This is a genomic window from Brevibacillus choshinensis (assembly GCF_001420695.1).
In the GTDB taxonomy this organism is placed as follows: Bacteria; Bacillota; Bacilli; order Brevibacillales; family Brevibacillaceae; genus Brevibacillus; species Brevibacillus choshinensis.
The window spans coordinates 394,437-408,175 of sequence record NZ_LJJB01000013.1; the positions used below are offsets into that span (position 1 = coordinate 394,437).

Genomic DNA, 13,739 nt, shown 5'->3' on the forward strand with positions numbered 1-13,739 from the left:
AACAAGGTCTTTTTTTCGTTTTCATTCTGTACTGAGTGAAAAATAGTAGAGTCAAAACGGAAAAAAACTTCTACAAAAAATCCAAAAATACACCGTCAAGAATTGACAGATTTTACATACACATTGATATATACTGCATTTACTAGCAACTGCAAGTCTAATGAAAAAGGCGAAAATGAGCACGGCAACTCCCACGTGTCTACAGTTAGCTAGGTTATTTTGGCCGGCGTGCAGGGAAGAGTCGGGAGGTGAAAAGCAGATGGTTGTGTATCTTGATATCATTCTACTCTTGAACATGGCTATTGATACCTTGTTGCTCTGGTTTACCGCTTATTTTCGAAAAGAACGCGTGATTTGGTGGAGAATGCTGCTCGCATCCTTGTTTGGCTCCACGTATTTGGCCTTTTTCTTTTTCCCTGCGTTTTCTTCGATGTATCAGTGGTCGATCAAGCTGCTCTTTTCCATCCTCATGCTATGGATCGCCTTTGGGAACAGAAGACTGCTGACTTTCACCCAGAACTTGATCATTTTCTACTTCGTCGCTTTTGTTTTTGGCGGAGGTGTCTTTGGCCTCCAGTACTTCCTTGCCCCGCAAAATGAAATCGTCAATGGACTGGTTGTGACGCACAACGACGGATTCGGAGTCGGTTTTAAGCCGACGCTGCTCATTCTCATCGCCGGGTTCACTATGGTGTACTTCCTGGGTAGAAAAAGCTACCGTGCCATTCAAGAGCCGCGTAAATTGGATGCCTTTCTCGTTGATGTTGCCGTGACACTGGCGGGAGAGAAGGTAATCTGTCGAGGGCTCGTGGATACAGGAAATCAGCTTCATGAACCGATCACGCGCATCCCTGTCATGATCATGGAAAGTCGCATGTTGGCACATCTGCTACCGCCGCCGCTTCTCCGACAAACCGATGAAAACGGTGGAGTGTGGGAGAAGCTGGACGGATACTGGGGAGAGCTTCCCATAGAGTGGCAGTCTCGAGTCAGGCTGATTCCTTACAGAAGTGTTTCACGCGGAATGGACTTTTTGCTGGCAGTTAAACCGGACCATGTCATCGTCTTGCAAGGCAGTACCCGATATGAGACCCACAAGGTGCTGATCGGCCTCAACCCTATTCCGTTGGCCGCAGACGGGCAATATCAGGCCATCGTGCATCCAGCAATGATGGAGACCTATTCTCAAGAATCGACCTTTATTCTCGAACAGGAGGGCTAATCATGTACGTAAAACTTCGCCTACAACTCCAATTGACCTGGTACCGTTTCCTGCTATGGATTGGTGCACGCGCTGAAGAAGTCTATTACATTGGCGGGAGTGAAGCCTTACCTCCACCACTGACCAGGGAAGAGGAGGAGGTCCTGCTTGGACGTCTGCCTTCTGGGGACCCTGCCGTTCGTGGGATGCTGATCGAGCGCAATTTGCGCTTGGTCGTCTACATCGCTCGCAAGTTCGAGAATACGGGAATCAACATTGAGGATTTGGTCAGCATCGGCACCATCGGTTTGATCAAGGCCGTCAATACCTTTGATCCTGATAAGAACATCAAGCTAGCGACTTACGCTTCGCGTTGTATCGAAAACGAGATTTTGATGTACTTGCGCCGCAACAACAAAATCCGTTCGGAGGTGTCATTTGACGAACCGCTCAATATTGACTGGGACGGCAACGAGCTGTTGCTCTCGGATGTGTTGGGTACAGAGAATGACACGATTTATAAAAATATCGAGGACCAGGTAGACCGTAAGCTTTTGAAAAAAGCGCTGGATAAATTGTCGGAGCGGGAACGCATCATTATGGAGCTGCGCTTTGGTCTGGCGGGTGAAGAAGAGAAGACGCAAAAGGATGTCGCCGATCTCTTGGGCATCTCCCAGTCGTACATTTCCCGTTTGGAAAAGCGAATTATAAAACGGTTACGAAAAGAATTCAACAAGATGGTCTAACGCATATTTTCCCAGTCGAGGGGGATACTGTTCCTAAACCGAATCAGATGGTGGCTTTTGCCACTTTCTTGTCGGCTACGCGTCAGTACGCGGCCTTTCAAGACAACCGGGTTAGGGACTTTTTTCTTGCTTCGAGGAGGGAAAGACGTGACGCGCAATAAGGTAGAGATATGCGGGGTAGATACCTCCAAGCTTCCTGTGCTGACCAACAAAGAAATGAGAGAGCTGTTCGAGCGTTTGCAGAGCGGCGAACTGGCAGCCCGTGAAAAGCTGGTCAACGGAAATCTGCGATTGGTCCTGAGCGTCATCCAGCGCTTCAACAATCGTGGAGAGTTCGTGGACGATCTGTTTCAAGTAGGCTGCATCGGATTGATGAAGGCGATTGATAACTTTGATCTCGGCCAAAATGTGAAGTTTTCCACCTATGCGGTTCCGATGATCATCGGTGAGATTCGTCGCTATCTGCGTGACAACAATCCCATTCGCGTATCCAGATCCTTGCGAGATATTGCTTACAAGGCCTTGCAGGTACGTGACAATCTGACTAACAAGCATTCGCGCGAACCCACCATTACAGAGATCTCTCAAGAATTAAACGTGGCAAAGGAAGATGTCGTGTTCGCTCTTGATGCGATTCAGGATCCCGTTTCTTTGTTCGAGCCGATCTATCAAGACGGCGGAGACCCGATCTACGTCATGGATCAAATCAGCGACGAAAAAAACAAGGACGTGACATGGGTAGAAGAGATCGCCTTGCGTGAAGGCATGCAGCGTCTGGGTGACAGGGAAAAAATGATTTTGTCGATGCGCTTCTACGAAGGGAAAACCCAGATGGAAGTCGCAGAGGAAATCGGTATTTCACAAGCTCAGGTTTCACGACTAGAAAAAGCGGCAATTGCCCATATGCAAAAACACGTGCAATCGTAATGCAAATCTAACATAGGAAGACCCGAGGGCATTGTCCGCTCGGGTTTTTTTGTATGAAGATCACCTTAGACGTTTTTTGAACAGAAAGGACATATTCATTTCTCCACTCATATACTACAAGTAACGGAGAAAAGTAGGTGAGGGAGAATGGTGAAAATCTCTGACTTCCAGACCAAAGAAGTAGTGAACATTTTGGACGGGAAGCGGCTCGGTCAAATTTCCGATTTGGAAATTGATTTGCGCCACGGACGGGTAGAGGCCATTGTCGTACCGGGACCGGGAAAGTTTCTGGGCTTTTTTTCATCTGGGAACGATTTTGTGATTCCTTGGCGCAATATTGTAAAGATCGGAAAAGATGTCGTGCTTGTGCGAATGGAAGAAGCGCTCCGGGTAGATTCGAGAACCTCCGGTGGAGAGGATTACAGAGAGTAGGGAAAGAAAGGCGGGGATCCGCCTTTTTTTCGCTTGGCGGAGCCAAGTTTTCTAATCTTTTCGGCTATGGTATGATAAGCCATAAGAGGAAGGTGACAACATGAGAGAGCCGTTTGTCATGGCAGAGGAGAAGCCATTTTTACATCTGCAGGAATGGGAAGATCGTTTTCCCGGTTTAGTAGCAGGGTTTACGATTCGCACGGGAGGGGTAAGTGTAGTACCGTACGGGTCTTTTAATATGGGGTTGCACGTTGGCGATGACGCTGCACATGTCGTAGCCAATCGAAAGGCGCTCGCAGAGCAGCTGCAGATTCCTTTCGAGGCGTGGACATGTGCAGATCAGGTACATGGAAATCAGGTGTGCCAGGTGGTGGCAGCAGGAGCAGGCAGAGAGAGTCTGGAGAATGTCATTCGAGCAACGGATGGACTGTTCACAGAAAAAGCAGAAGTTCTTTTGGCTTCTTTCTACGCGGATTGTGTTCCGCTATTTTTCCTTGATCCTGTATCAGGGGCTATAGGGCTCGCCCACGCAGGGTGGAAGGGCACAGTCGGACGTATTGCCGAGGAAATGGTGATAGCACTGGAGAGTCAGTACCAGGTGAAAAGGGAGAACTTGCTCGTCGCGATCGGCCCTTCCATTGGTGGTTGTTGCTACGAGGTAGATGAGCGAATCATGGCCCAAGTACGTGTCAGTGCAAAAAAGTGGGAAGGCTCTGTAACGCCATCCGAGAATGGACGGTACATGCTCGACCTGCGCAAACTGAATACCGAAATCTTGCTTGAGGCAGGCATATCCCCAGCGAATATTGCCACGACGGACTGGTGTACAAGCTGCCGTACAGATATATTCTTTTCCCACCGAAAAGAAGCAGGTGCTACGGGAACCACTGGGCGTATGGCTTCGTTTATCGGATGGAAAAACAGGAAGGGAGAAGGTAGTGCGTCATGAGTATGGACATGGAACTGTTAAAGGAACGGATGCAGGCGATTGAGGAAAGAATACAGGCAGCGTGTGACCGATCTAATCGTAAGCGCGAGGACGTGAAAATCATTGCGGTGACGAAATATGTTGATGCTGAGGCAATCCGCGATTTATTGGACGCCGGAATTGAGCACATCGGGGAAAATCGCGTGCAGGATGGCTTGCCGAAGTACGAGCAATACGGGGATCGAGGCACCTGGCATTTTATCGGCCACTTGCAGACCAACAAGGCGAAAGAAGTCGTAGGACGTTTTCCGTACATTCATTCATTGGATCGTTTGTCCCTCGCGGAAGCGCTGAACAAACGCGGGGAAACGTTGAATCAAGTCGTATCTTGTTTTTTACAGCTGAATATTTCGGGAGAAGAGACAAAATTTGGGCTTAGTCCCAATGATGTATTGGCTTTTTTGCAGGAAACCAGTAATATGAAACATATAAAGATCGTTGGATTAATGACGATGGCGCCTGTTGTCGAAAACGAGGAAGAGGCACGTCCAGTATTCAAGGGTCTCTATGAGTGGAAAGAACGCATCAATGAATGGGCATTTCCTCATGCACATGTAGAGGAACTATCCATGGGTATGTCAAGTGATTTTGAAGTGGCGATAGAAGAAGGAGCAACATATATCAGACTGGGGTCCGTATTGGTCAAGCCTTGATACGAAAACCAGCCTAGCTGGCTGCACAGCGATGTGAGAGAGGAGGAGAAAGTATGGGTGTTATGAACAAATTGATGGGGTTTTTGGGATTGGAAAACGAAGAGTACATCGAAGAGACAGTGGAAGAGGATCACGACGATCATGAGTCCTCCAATAAACGACAAATGACGAACAGGGCGAATAACGTGGTTCCTTTCCAAGCACGGGAAAAGGAGGGTATTCGTTTGATCCTCTGTGAACCCCGTCACTACAGTGATGCGCAAGACATTGCGGATAACCTTCGTCATCGCAGACCGGTTGTGGTGAATCTGCATCGAGTGGAGAAGGATCAGGCGAAACGGATCATCGACTTTTTAAGTGGGACGGTTTATGCACTGAACGGCGATATTCAGAAAGTCGGAGACACCATCTTTGTTTGCACGCCTGACCACGTGGACATTCAAGGTACGATTTCCAGTGTGATGGAAGAGTAACGAATCAACGACGAAAAAAAGGGTGAGGGAATGGGTTACCTGCTAACGGTGCTAGATTTTTTGTTTACGGTTTATCAATACATGATTATTGCTTACATACTGATGTCTTGGGTTCCGCAAATGCGCGAGACCGGGATTGGCCAACTGCTAGAGCGTTTGGTTGAGCCGTATTTGGCTCCATTTCGACGTTTCATTCCGACCCTCGGTTTTATCGACATTTCACCGATTGTCGCATTGATCGTTTTGCGCTTGGCTTATAGTGGGTTGCTCTCCATCCTGTATAAACTTCTCTAGGCGAGTGAGTATATGAGTATCTTTGATCATTTTGGAAAAGATGAACGTCCCTTTGTCGAACGGGCGCTGGAAATGCTGACGCTGGTAGAGCGGAAGCAGGCCATGCGCCTTACTGATTTTCTGGATCCGAGGCAAGTCATGATTTTTCAAAGTCTGGCTTCCCAGGTGCAGGATGTGTCCGTATCGGTCCACGGTGGTTATGACGGGGCAGAGCGCGTGCGAGTCATCCTGCATCCAGATTATATGACAGTAGAGCAGGATGACTATCGACTGGCTTTGCTGCATGTTCAGGCGGATCAACGTTTCCACGTACTAGAGCACCGCGATGTCATGGGAGCCGTTCTAAACGTGGGAATGAAGCGGGAAAAGTTCGGGGACATGCTGACAGATACCGATGGCTGCTATGCAATTGTGGCGGAGGAAGTAGCGGACTTTGTTTGTGCACAGGTGACGCAGATCCATCGGACATCCGTCCAGTTTGAGCGCAAAGCGTGGGAGGAATTTTCCCCGCCTGCCCCGCGATTTACCGAGAAAACGATCACTGTGCCGTCTCCGCGCCTCGATGCCATCATCGGTGAGGTTCACAATATGTCACGCGCCAAAGCATTGGTCCCCATCCGTGGTGGAAAAGTAAAAGTGAACTGGAAAGTCGTTGAAGACCCATCTCAATCGTTACAGGCAGGAGATATGGTCTCGATGGCAGGATTTGGGCGCTTTAAAGTGCTGGAAGTAGCGGGACCCACTCGCAGTGGCAGGATTCGCATGATTGTGGGACTGGTTACATAAGATGTAGGAGAGCACAAAAATTTGCAAAATACGGCAGGAACTACAGCTAATCCTGTCGAAACTATATGACAATGATTATCGGGAAAAGTGGGGGGTTCATGTGCCTTTAACGCCGTTGGATATACACAATAAAGAATTTAGTACTGGCTTTCGCGGATACAACATTGACGAAGTAAATGAATTTCTGGATCAGGTCATTAAAGATTTTGAACTCCTGATAAAAGAAAAAAAGGAAATGGAAGAGCGCATTGCCATCCTCAATGAGCGTGTGGATCATTATAAGAGCTTGGAAGAAAACTTGAGTAAATCGATCTTGGTTGCGCAAGAGACTGCAGAAGATGTCAAATCAAACGCGCGCAAAGAAGCGCAGCTGATCTTGAAAGAAGCAGAGAAAAATGCAGACAGAATCGTCAACGAAGCATTGGCCAAGTCCCGTAAGATCGCAATCGAAATTGAGGAATTGAAAAAACGCGCTTCGGTGTACCGCATGCGTTTCCGGACGCTGTTGGAAGCCCAGCTGGAAATGCTGGAAAACGGTGCATGGGACGATATCGAGCAAGCTGATTCGGCTGTAGCTGTTGAATAAAACATTGACGTTCTGTTGATGATGGTACTATAATGAAAAACAACTTTGTCATAAAAACAAATACATCCAATAGACGATGATCGGGACGAGTATGTGAGCAAGCACTGCCAAGCGAGTCGGGGATAGGTGAGAGCCCGGCGAGTAGCATTCACAGAAAATCACCCGGGAGTTCAATAGCCGAAATCTTATCGTGTACGAACACGGTGAGGGAGTAAGTGAGCGAGTCATTCCCGTTACGAATGAGACAAGTGGAACGAAAAGTGACTTATGGCTATCGTGCATAAGCGTTCGTTCAATCTGGGTGGTACCACGGGAGCCTTCTCTCGTCCCTTTCTAGGGATGAGTGAAGGCTTATATTTATTTAGGAGTGAATGTAGCCATGGATTACAGCAAAACTTTATCGCTGCCAAAAACGGATTTTCCGATGCGCGGCAACTTGCCAAACCGGGAGCCTCAAATGCAGTCTTCCTGGGAAGAGATGGATATTTACAAACTCGTTCTGGAACGTACAGAAGGTCGTCCTTCCTTTGTTTTGCATGATGGTCCTCCCTATGCAAACGGGGATATCCATATTGGACATGCGCTGAATAAAATTCTCAAGGACTTTATCGTTCGCTATAAATCGATGGCTGGCTTCTATGCCCCGTACATTCCAGGTTGGGATACACACGGACTTCCGATTGAACAAGCGATTGTCAACGCGCAAGGATTGGATCGACGCAGTATTGAAGTCAATGATTTCCGCAAGCGTTGCGAAGAGTATGCATGGTCTTACATCGACAAGCAGCGTGACCAATTTAAACGCCTGGGGATCCGTGGCGATTGGGAAAACCCGTACGTAACGCTTTTGCCTGAATACGAAGCGAATCAAATCCGCGTGTTTGGAGAAATGGCGAAAAAAGGATACATCTATAAAGGTCTTCGCTGTGTGTACTGGTCACCATCTTCTGAGACTGCCTTGGCTGACGCGGAAATCGAGTACAAAGACAAACGTTCTCCTTCCATCTATGTGAGCTTCCAAGTGGTAGATGGGAAAGGCCAATTGGATAACGAGACAGGTGTAGTCATCTGGACAACCACACCTTGGACGATTCCTGCCAACCTGGCGATTACCCTGCATCCTGAATTGGAATACAGTGTTGTGAAAGTAGACGGTCGTAAATTCCTCGTGGCGAGCGGTTTGGTGGAAGCAGCCAGCAAGGAAATCGGCTGGGAAGGCGTAGAGGTACTCTCTACTCACAAAGGTCAAGACCTTGAGGGAGTCGTAACGCAACACCCGATCTACGACCGTACATCCCCGATCATCTTGGGCGAGCACGTGACTATCGACGCTGGTACCGGTTGCGTTCATACTGCACCTGGTCACGGGGAAGACGACTTTAACGTTGGACAAAAATACAATCTGGGCGTACTGTGCCCAGTCGACCATGAAGGAAAAATGACGAGTGAAGCTCCAGGCTTTGAAGGCCTCTTCTATGAAGACGCGAACAAAGTCGTTACGGAAAAGCTGAAAGAAAATGACGCGCTGCTCAAACTCAGCTTCTTCACTCACTCTTATCCGCACGACTGGCGAACCAAAAAACCAGTTATCTATCGTGCGACAGAGCAATGGTTTGCGTCCATCGACGGATTCCGTGAGCAAATGCTGGAAGCCATCAAACAAGTGAAATGGATTCCACATTGGGGCGAAACTCGTCTCGCGAACATGATTGCAGATCGTGGTGACTGGTGCATTTCCCGTCAACGCGTATGGGGTGTTCCTATCCCAATCTTCTATTGCAAATCGTGTAACGAACCGATCATCAACGATACGACAATCAACCATATTGCGGACTTGTTCCGTAAAGAAGGTTCTTCTGTCTGGTTTGCTCGCGAAGCAAATGAGCTCGTGCCAGAGGGCCTGTCTTGCACCAAATGTGATTGCAAAGATTTCCGTAAAGAGACAGATATCATGGACGTATGGTTCGATTCCGGTTCCAGCCATGTAGCAGTGCTGAAAGAACGCGGCATCAGCTGGCCAGCTGACCTGTACCTGGAAGGCTCCGACCAATATCGCGGTTGGTTTAACTCTTCGCTGTCTACCAGCGTAGCGGTGTTTGGTACCGCTCCTTATAAAGGAGTCCTGAGCCACGGCTTTACACTGGATGGCGAAGGCCGCAAAATGTCCAAGTCGCTGGGGAACACCATTGTTCCACAAGAGGTCATTAACAATCTGGGAGCAGACATTTTGCGCCTGTGGGTAGCTTCTGTGGACTATCAAGCTGACCAAAGGATCTCAGATGCCATCCTTAGCCAGATCGCTGAAGTGTACCGAAAAATCCGCAATACGTTCCGTTTCCTGCTGGGGAATCTGGACGGATTTGATCCGTCGAAAGACCGTGTAGCGTACGAAGAGCTCGGTGAGCTGGATCGTTATGTACTCGCGAAAGCAGCGAAAATGGTAAAACGTGTTCGCAAGGCGTATGACGAATACCAATTCCATACCGTTTTCCATTCCGTTCGCAATTTCTGCGTGATCGATCTGTCTGCGTTCTATCTGGATATTTGTAAAGACCGCCTGTATGTGGAAGCACCTGATAGTCTCAAACGTCGGGCTGCCCAAACGGTCATGTACGATTGCCTTCTGAATCTGGTGAAGCTGGTAGCACCACTGCTGCCACATACATCAGACGAAGTATGGGGCTTCATCCCAGGTGTGGATGCGAAGAGCGTTCAACTGACCGACATGCCAGAAGCCAACGAACAGCATTTGAGCATCTCGGAAGAAGAAGAGAGCAAGTGGGATGCATTCCTCGCGGTTCGCGATGAAGTTCTGAAAGCGATGGAAGAAGCTCGTCGTAACAAAGTATTCGGCAACTCCGTAGACGCGAAGCTGGCGCTCTATCCTCAAACAGAGGAGGTCGCGAAAACGTTGGCAGCTATGGACGATCTGGCTGATCTGTTCATCGTGGCAGATGTGGAGCTGCATGCGCTAGGTACGGTAGCACCGGCTGAAGCAACACAGCTGGAAGGCATCGCGGCAGTCGTATCCGCTGCCAATGGTGTTAAATGCGAACGTTGCCGCGTCGTGAAGCTCGATGTAGGATCTCACCCATCCTTGCCGACCATATGCGGTCGTTGTGCCGATATTGTGGAAAAACATTACGCACACGTAGCTGAATAAATCATAAGATATCAAGACCTGCCATTTTCGAAAAGGGAATGGCAGGTTTTTTCTGTTTTCATCGTGCAAAGGAAACACATGGGGACAGTGTTAATCGGTTATTTCAGCACGCGCCAAGACATACTACCTCGTGAGGAAACCAAACGAAGGGTGGTGTCTGGCGTGGACCAAGACAAACTGGCACTTTTTCGAGTGAAGTTGCTGGAGCAAAAAAAAGAATTGGAAGATCGCGTGCAGGACCATTACGGCATGAGAGAACCGATGACGACTTCTTTGCAGGAGTTTGCCATGTACGATAACCATCCCGCCGATATAGGCAGTGAATTGTTCGAGCGGGAAAAAGATTTGGCTTTGGATAGCCTGGATAGAGAGACGCTGAAAGAAATCGATCAGGCACTGACACGCATGGATGAAGGAACGTACGGTACGTGTACGGTATGTGGAGAAGCAATTCCAGTGGAGCGGCTAGAGGCTTTGCCACAGACCCAAACCTGCAAGGAGCATGCACCTGCACCGTCGATCAACGATTCGCGTCCGATTGAGGAAGAGTTTATGATGCCTCCGTTTGGTCGCACATCCCTAGATGAAAAAGAGGGGCAAAATGGATTTGACGGGGAAGATGCATGGCAAATTGTCGAAGCCTGGGGTTCATCCAGCACACCATTTTCCTATGTAGACAACGACAAAACCGACTACAAGGAAATGTATATCGAAAGTGATGAGCCAGATGGTTTTGTAGAGTCTGTGGAAGAAATCGGGTATACCGATATCGAAGGGTATAGTGGCCAGGATAGTGTCCATTTTATGCGAAGCGGGACCTACGAGGAATACATGCGTAAAGGCGAAGGGAAAGGTAATTACTTGAATTACGATGATTATGAAGACGAAAGAGCAGAGCGGGAAGGGCGAAATGATTTGATGTAGCCGGGGGAGATCAGCAAGCATGCAAATCGAACGTGTGGAAACGTATCCGATGCTCTATAGGCTTTCAAAAGCTTATGGGGACGCGAATGGTTACAAGCGTTACCGTACGTCCTACTTGATCCGCTTGATCACAAGCTCAGGCATCGACGGGTGGGGGGAGATCATCGATTGGCTTCCTACGCTGGATCGAGGCTTTCAGGATCGGATCACCCCCTATCTGCTCGGAAAGCAGGCGACTGACAGACTGAATCTCGTGGACGTGATCAGTAAATGGCATCAGCGATCAGCTGCGGGAGTCAGCATGGCGTTGACTGAAATCATCGCTAAACATGCAGGATTGTCCGTATGTGATCTTTGGGGGGGCAAATTCCACCAGCAGATCCCTGTATATGCCTCCTTTCAGTCTTACTGGGAGCAGGAGGACTGGATGGAGCGCTCGATTCGACTGGTCAGTGAACAGATCAGTGACGGGCACAAGCAGATTAAAGTAAAGATCGGTGGTCGAGCGATTGCCGAAGACCAGAAGCACATCGATCAGCTCATGAAGACAATACCGTCAGATGTTCTGGTGGCCGTAGATGCGAATCAGAGCTACGATTTATCCCATGCACGATTTTGGGAACGAATCTTTATTCGTTATCCCAACTGGATGTGGCTGGAGGAGCCGATGCCGCTCGATCGTCCACAAGAGTACGTGAAGCTGAGATCCGCTATCCAGGTACCAATTGCAGGGGGAGAGAATCTGGTTCGCTGTGCTCAATTTTTACCGCTGTATCAGTCGGGTGCGCTTGATATTGCACAGCCTGATTTGCTGCATACGGACGGCATTGACGCTTACCGAACTCATCTGCAAGTCGCACGACAGTTTGGCTATCGGGTTTCTCCTCATTCATTTGATGGAAGCCTGGCGAGACTGTATACCTTGTTCGCGCAGGCTTGCTTACCTGCATGGTCAAAAATGGACACAGACCCCATCGAGCCAGTCGAATGGGACGCGATGGAGAACCCCTTTTCCCATTTGTTTCTTTTACAACCCGTGAACGGAAAGGTATCGATTCCAAATGGAGTGGGAATCGGCATCGAACCGAATTGGGAGTTGATTAATGCGATGCGCTGGGATGGCAGCGTATACGTATAAAAGAAGGAGTCGCGTATGGCACAAAATGCGAAAAATCTCATTGGCTTGACCGGGATACCACTCGTCATGGTACTGGGCAATTCCATGCTGATTCCTGTTTTGCCGACTATGAAAGCCAAAATGCATCTCACGTCCTTGCAGACTAGTTTGCTCATCACCGCCTTTTCCATCGCAGCAGGCATTGTGATTCCGTTTGCAGGGTATTTATCAGACAGGTTTGGCCGCAAGATTGTCATTATCCTTTCTCTCGTCGTATATGGACTGGGAGGGCTTGTAGCTGGTCTAGCTGCCTTGTGGTGGGACAAACCGTATTCCATCATCATGATAGGGCGTGTGCTGCAAGGGATAGGGGCTGCTGGAACTGCACCAATCGCCATGGCTTTGGCAGGGGATTTGTTCAAGGGAGCTTCGGAGAGCAAGGCACTCGGTCTTATGGAGACTTCAAATGGCTTGGGAAAAGTACTGAGTCCCATTTTCGGCTCCCTGCTTGCTTTGATATCCTGGTACATGGTGTTTCTGGCATTTCCAATCATTTGCGGAGTTGTACTTGTACTGTTTTTGTTTTTGACGAAAGAAAAAAAGCAGGAAAAGCAGCCTTTGCCCATCAAACAGTATTTGCATTCCATCGGACAAGTGTTCAAGCAGCACGGGAAATGGCTCATACCTGCCTTTTTTATTGGGAGTATCTGTCTGTTCACGCTGTTCGGAGTGCTGTTTTACCTGTCTGATTTACTGGAAGAAAAATATAAGATCGATGGTGTCATAAAAGGCGGCTTCCTGGCGATTCCACTGCTCGTCATGAGCATCGCGGCTTACGTGACCGGCTTGATCATTAAGAAAAAGCTGGGACTCATGCGTTGGTTTGTCATCGTAGGCATGTTTATGCTCTGTGCCTCTTATGTACTGGCCAGCTTTGTCAAGGGAGCGTATGCGCTTATCGGCATATTGGTTATTGGCAGTATGGGGACGGGGTTGATCTTGCCCTGTTTGAATAGCATGATTGTCGGAGCGGTACAGAAGGCGGAGCGAGGGATGATTACGTCGCTGTACAGTGGTGTACGTTTTATCGGAGTGGCGGTAGGTCCACCGATCTTTACATGGTTACTTGGCATCTCTCGCACAGTCATGTTTAGTTCAATTGCGGGTCTGTCACTTGTGTTTGGAGTCGTTGCGATCTTTTTTCTGAAGCCAAAACAAGCACAGCAGCAGACACAGGCAGCGGGTGCACAGAGTCCAAAAGATCAAGAGACAAAAGCCTGGCGACAGGTCTCAGAAATACTGGGGATAGAGCCTCAATCAACGGAGGAGAAAAGAAAAGAAGATGCGGTGGAGAAGTTCGGGTTTGATCCTAATGAGTTGATCAAACAGGTGTTGTCCGGAAAAAAGGAAAAGGAAAAAAACTAACAGGCATTCCCCAGTCAGTCTCGT

Annotated in this window: 14 protein-coding genes and 1 other annotated feature; all 14 genes read left to right on the forward strand. The window is 48.6% G+C overall.

What is annotated here, in order from left to right; translation table 11 throughout:
* Positions 1–259 precede the first annotated feature (259 nt).
* A complete protein-coding gene (spoIIGA, locus tag AN963_RS22120) occupies positions 260–1,222 on the forward strand; it encodes a sigma-E processing peptidase SpoIIGA (RefSeq protein WP_055746722.1) in 963 nt (320 codons plus the stop codon).
* Positions 1,223–1,224: 2 nt separating this feature from the next.
* Entirely contained in the window at positions 1,225–1,947 is a 723-nt protein-coding gene (gene sigE, locus AN963_RS22125; protein ID WP_055746723.1) for an RNA polymerase sporulation sigma factor SigE, read from the forward strand.
* Positions 1,948–2,094: 147 nt separating this feature from the next.
* Positions 2,095–2,874: an RNA polymerase sporulation sigma factor SigG gene (gene sigG, locus AN963_RS22130; protein ID WP_055746724.1), complete on the forward strand. Its 780-nt coding sequence runs from the start codon at positions 2,095–2,097 to the stop codon at positions 2,872–2,874.
* Positions 2,875–3,021: 147 nt separating this feature from the next.
* A complete protein-coding gene (locus tag AN963_RS22135; RefSeq protein ID WP_055746725.1) occupies positions 3,022–3,306 on the forward strand; it encodes a YlmC/YmxH family sporulation protein in 285 nt (94 codons plus the stop codon).
* Positions 3,307–3,406: 100 nt separating this feature from the next.
* The gene (gene pgeF / locus AN963_RS22140; protein WP_055746726.1) at positions 3,407–4,255 is read left to right on the forward strand and encodes a peptidoglycan editing factor PgeF; all 849 of its coding nucleotides are present in this window, start codon (positions 3,407–3,409) and stop codon (positions 4,253–4,255) included.
* Entirely contained in the window at positions 4,252–4,947 is a 696-nt protein-coding gene (locus tag AN963_RS22145) for a YggS family pyridoxal phosphate-dependent enzyme (RefSeq protein ID WP_055746727.1), read from the forward strand. The genes pgeF and AN963_RS22145 overlap by 4 nt, the downstream gene beginning before the upstream one ends.
* Positions 4,948–5,000: 53 nt before the next feature.
* Positions 5,001–5,420 carry a cell division protein SepF gene (locus AN963_RS22150; protein ID WP_055746728.1) on the forward strand — a complete coding sequence of 140 codons (420 nt, stop codon included), beginning with the start codon at positions 5,001–5,003 and terminating at the stop codon, positions 5,418–5,420.
* A 30-nt stretch (positions 5,421–5,450) separates the two neighbouring features.
* Positions 5,451–5,714 (forward strand): YggT family protein, encoded by a 264-nt coding sequence (locus AN963_RS22155; RefSeq protein WP_055746729.1) that lies wholly within the window; start codon positions 5,451–5,453, stop codon positions 5,712–5,714.
* Between the two features lie 12 nt (positions 5,715–5,726).
* Positions 5,727–6,500, forward strand: coding sequence for a YlmH family RNA-binding protein (locus AN963_RS22160; protein ID WP_055746730.1), 774 nt, complete (start codon positions 5,727–5,729; stop codon positions 6,498–6,500).
* A 100-nt stretch (positions 6,501–6,600) separates the two neighbouring features.
* Entirely contained in the window at positions 6,601–7,086 is a 486-nt protein-coding gene (locus AN963_RS22165; RefSeq protein ID WP_055746731.1) for a DivIVA domain-containing protein, read from the forward strand.
* A gap of 67 nt (positions 7,087–7,153) precedes the next feature.
* Positions 7,154–7,420: a binding site (T-box leader), on the forward strand.
* Between the two features lie 45 nt (positions 7,421–7,465).
* Positions 7,466–10,249: an isoleucine--tRNA ligase gene (gene ileS, locus AN963_RS22170; protein ID WP_055746732.1), complete on the forward strand. Its 2,784-nt coding sequence runs from the start codon at positions 7,466–7,468 to the stop codon at positions 10,247–10,249.
* Positions 10,250–10,411: 162 nt separating this feature from the next.
* Positions 10,412–11,173, forward strand: coding sequence for a TraR/DksA C4-type zinc finger protein (locus AN963_RS22175; RefSeq protein WP_236708055.1), 762 nt, complete (start codon positions 10,412–10,414; stop codon positions 11,171–11,173).
* A 19-nt stretch (positions 11,174–11,192) separates the two neighbouring features.
* Positions 11,193–12,311 carry a mandelate racemase/muconate lactonizing enzyme family protein gene (locus AN963_RS22180; RefSeq protein ID WP_055746734.1) on the forward strand — a complete coding sequence of 373 codons (1,119 nt, stop codon included), beginning with the start codon at positions 11,193–11,195 and terminating at the stop codon, positions 12,309–12,311.
* A gap of 15 nt (positions 12,312–12,326) precedes the next feature.
* A complete protein-coding gene (locus tag AN963_RS22185; protein ID WP_055746735.1) occupies positions 12,327–13,715 on the forward strand; it encodes an MFS transporter in 1,389 nt (462 codons plus the stop codon).
* Positions 13,716–13,739: the final 24 nt, after the last annotated feature.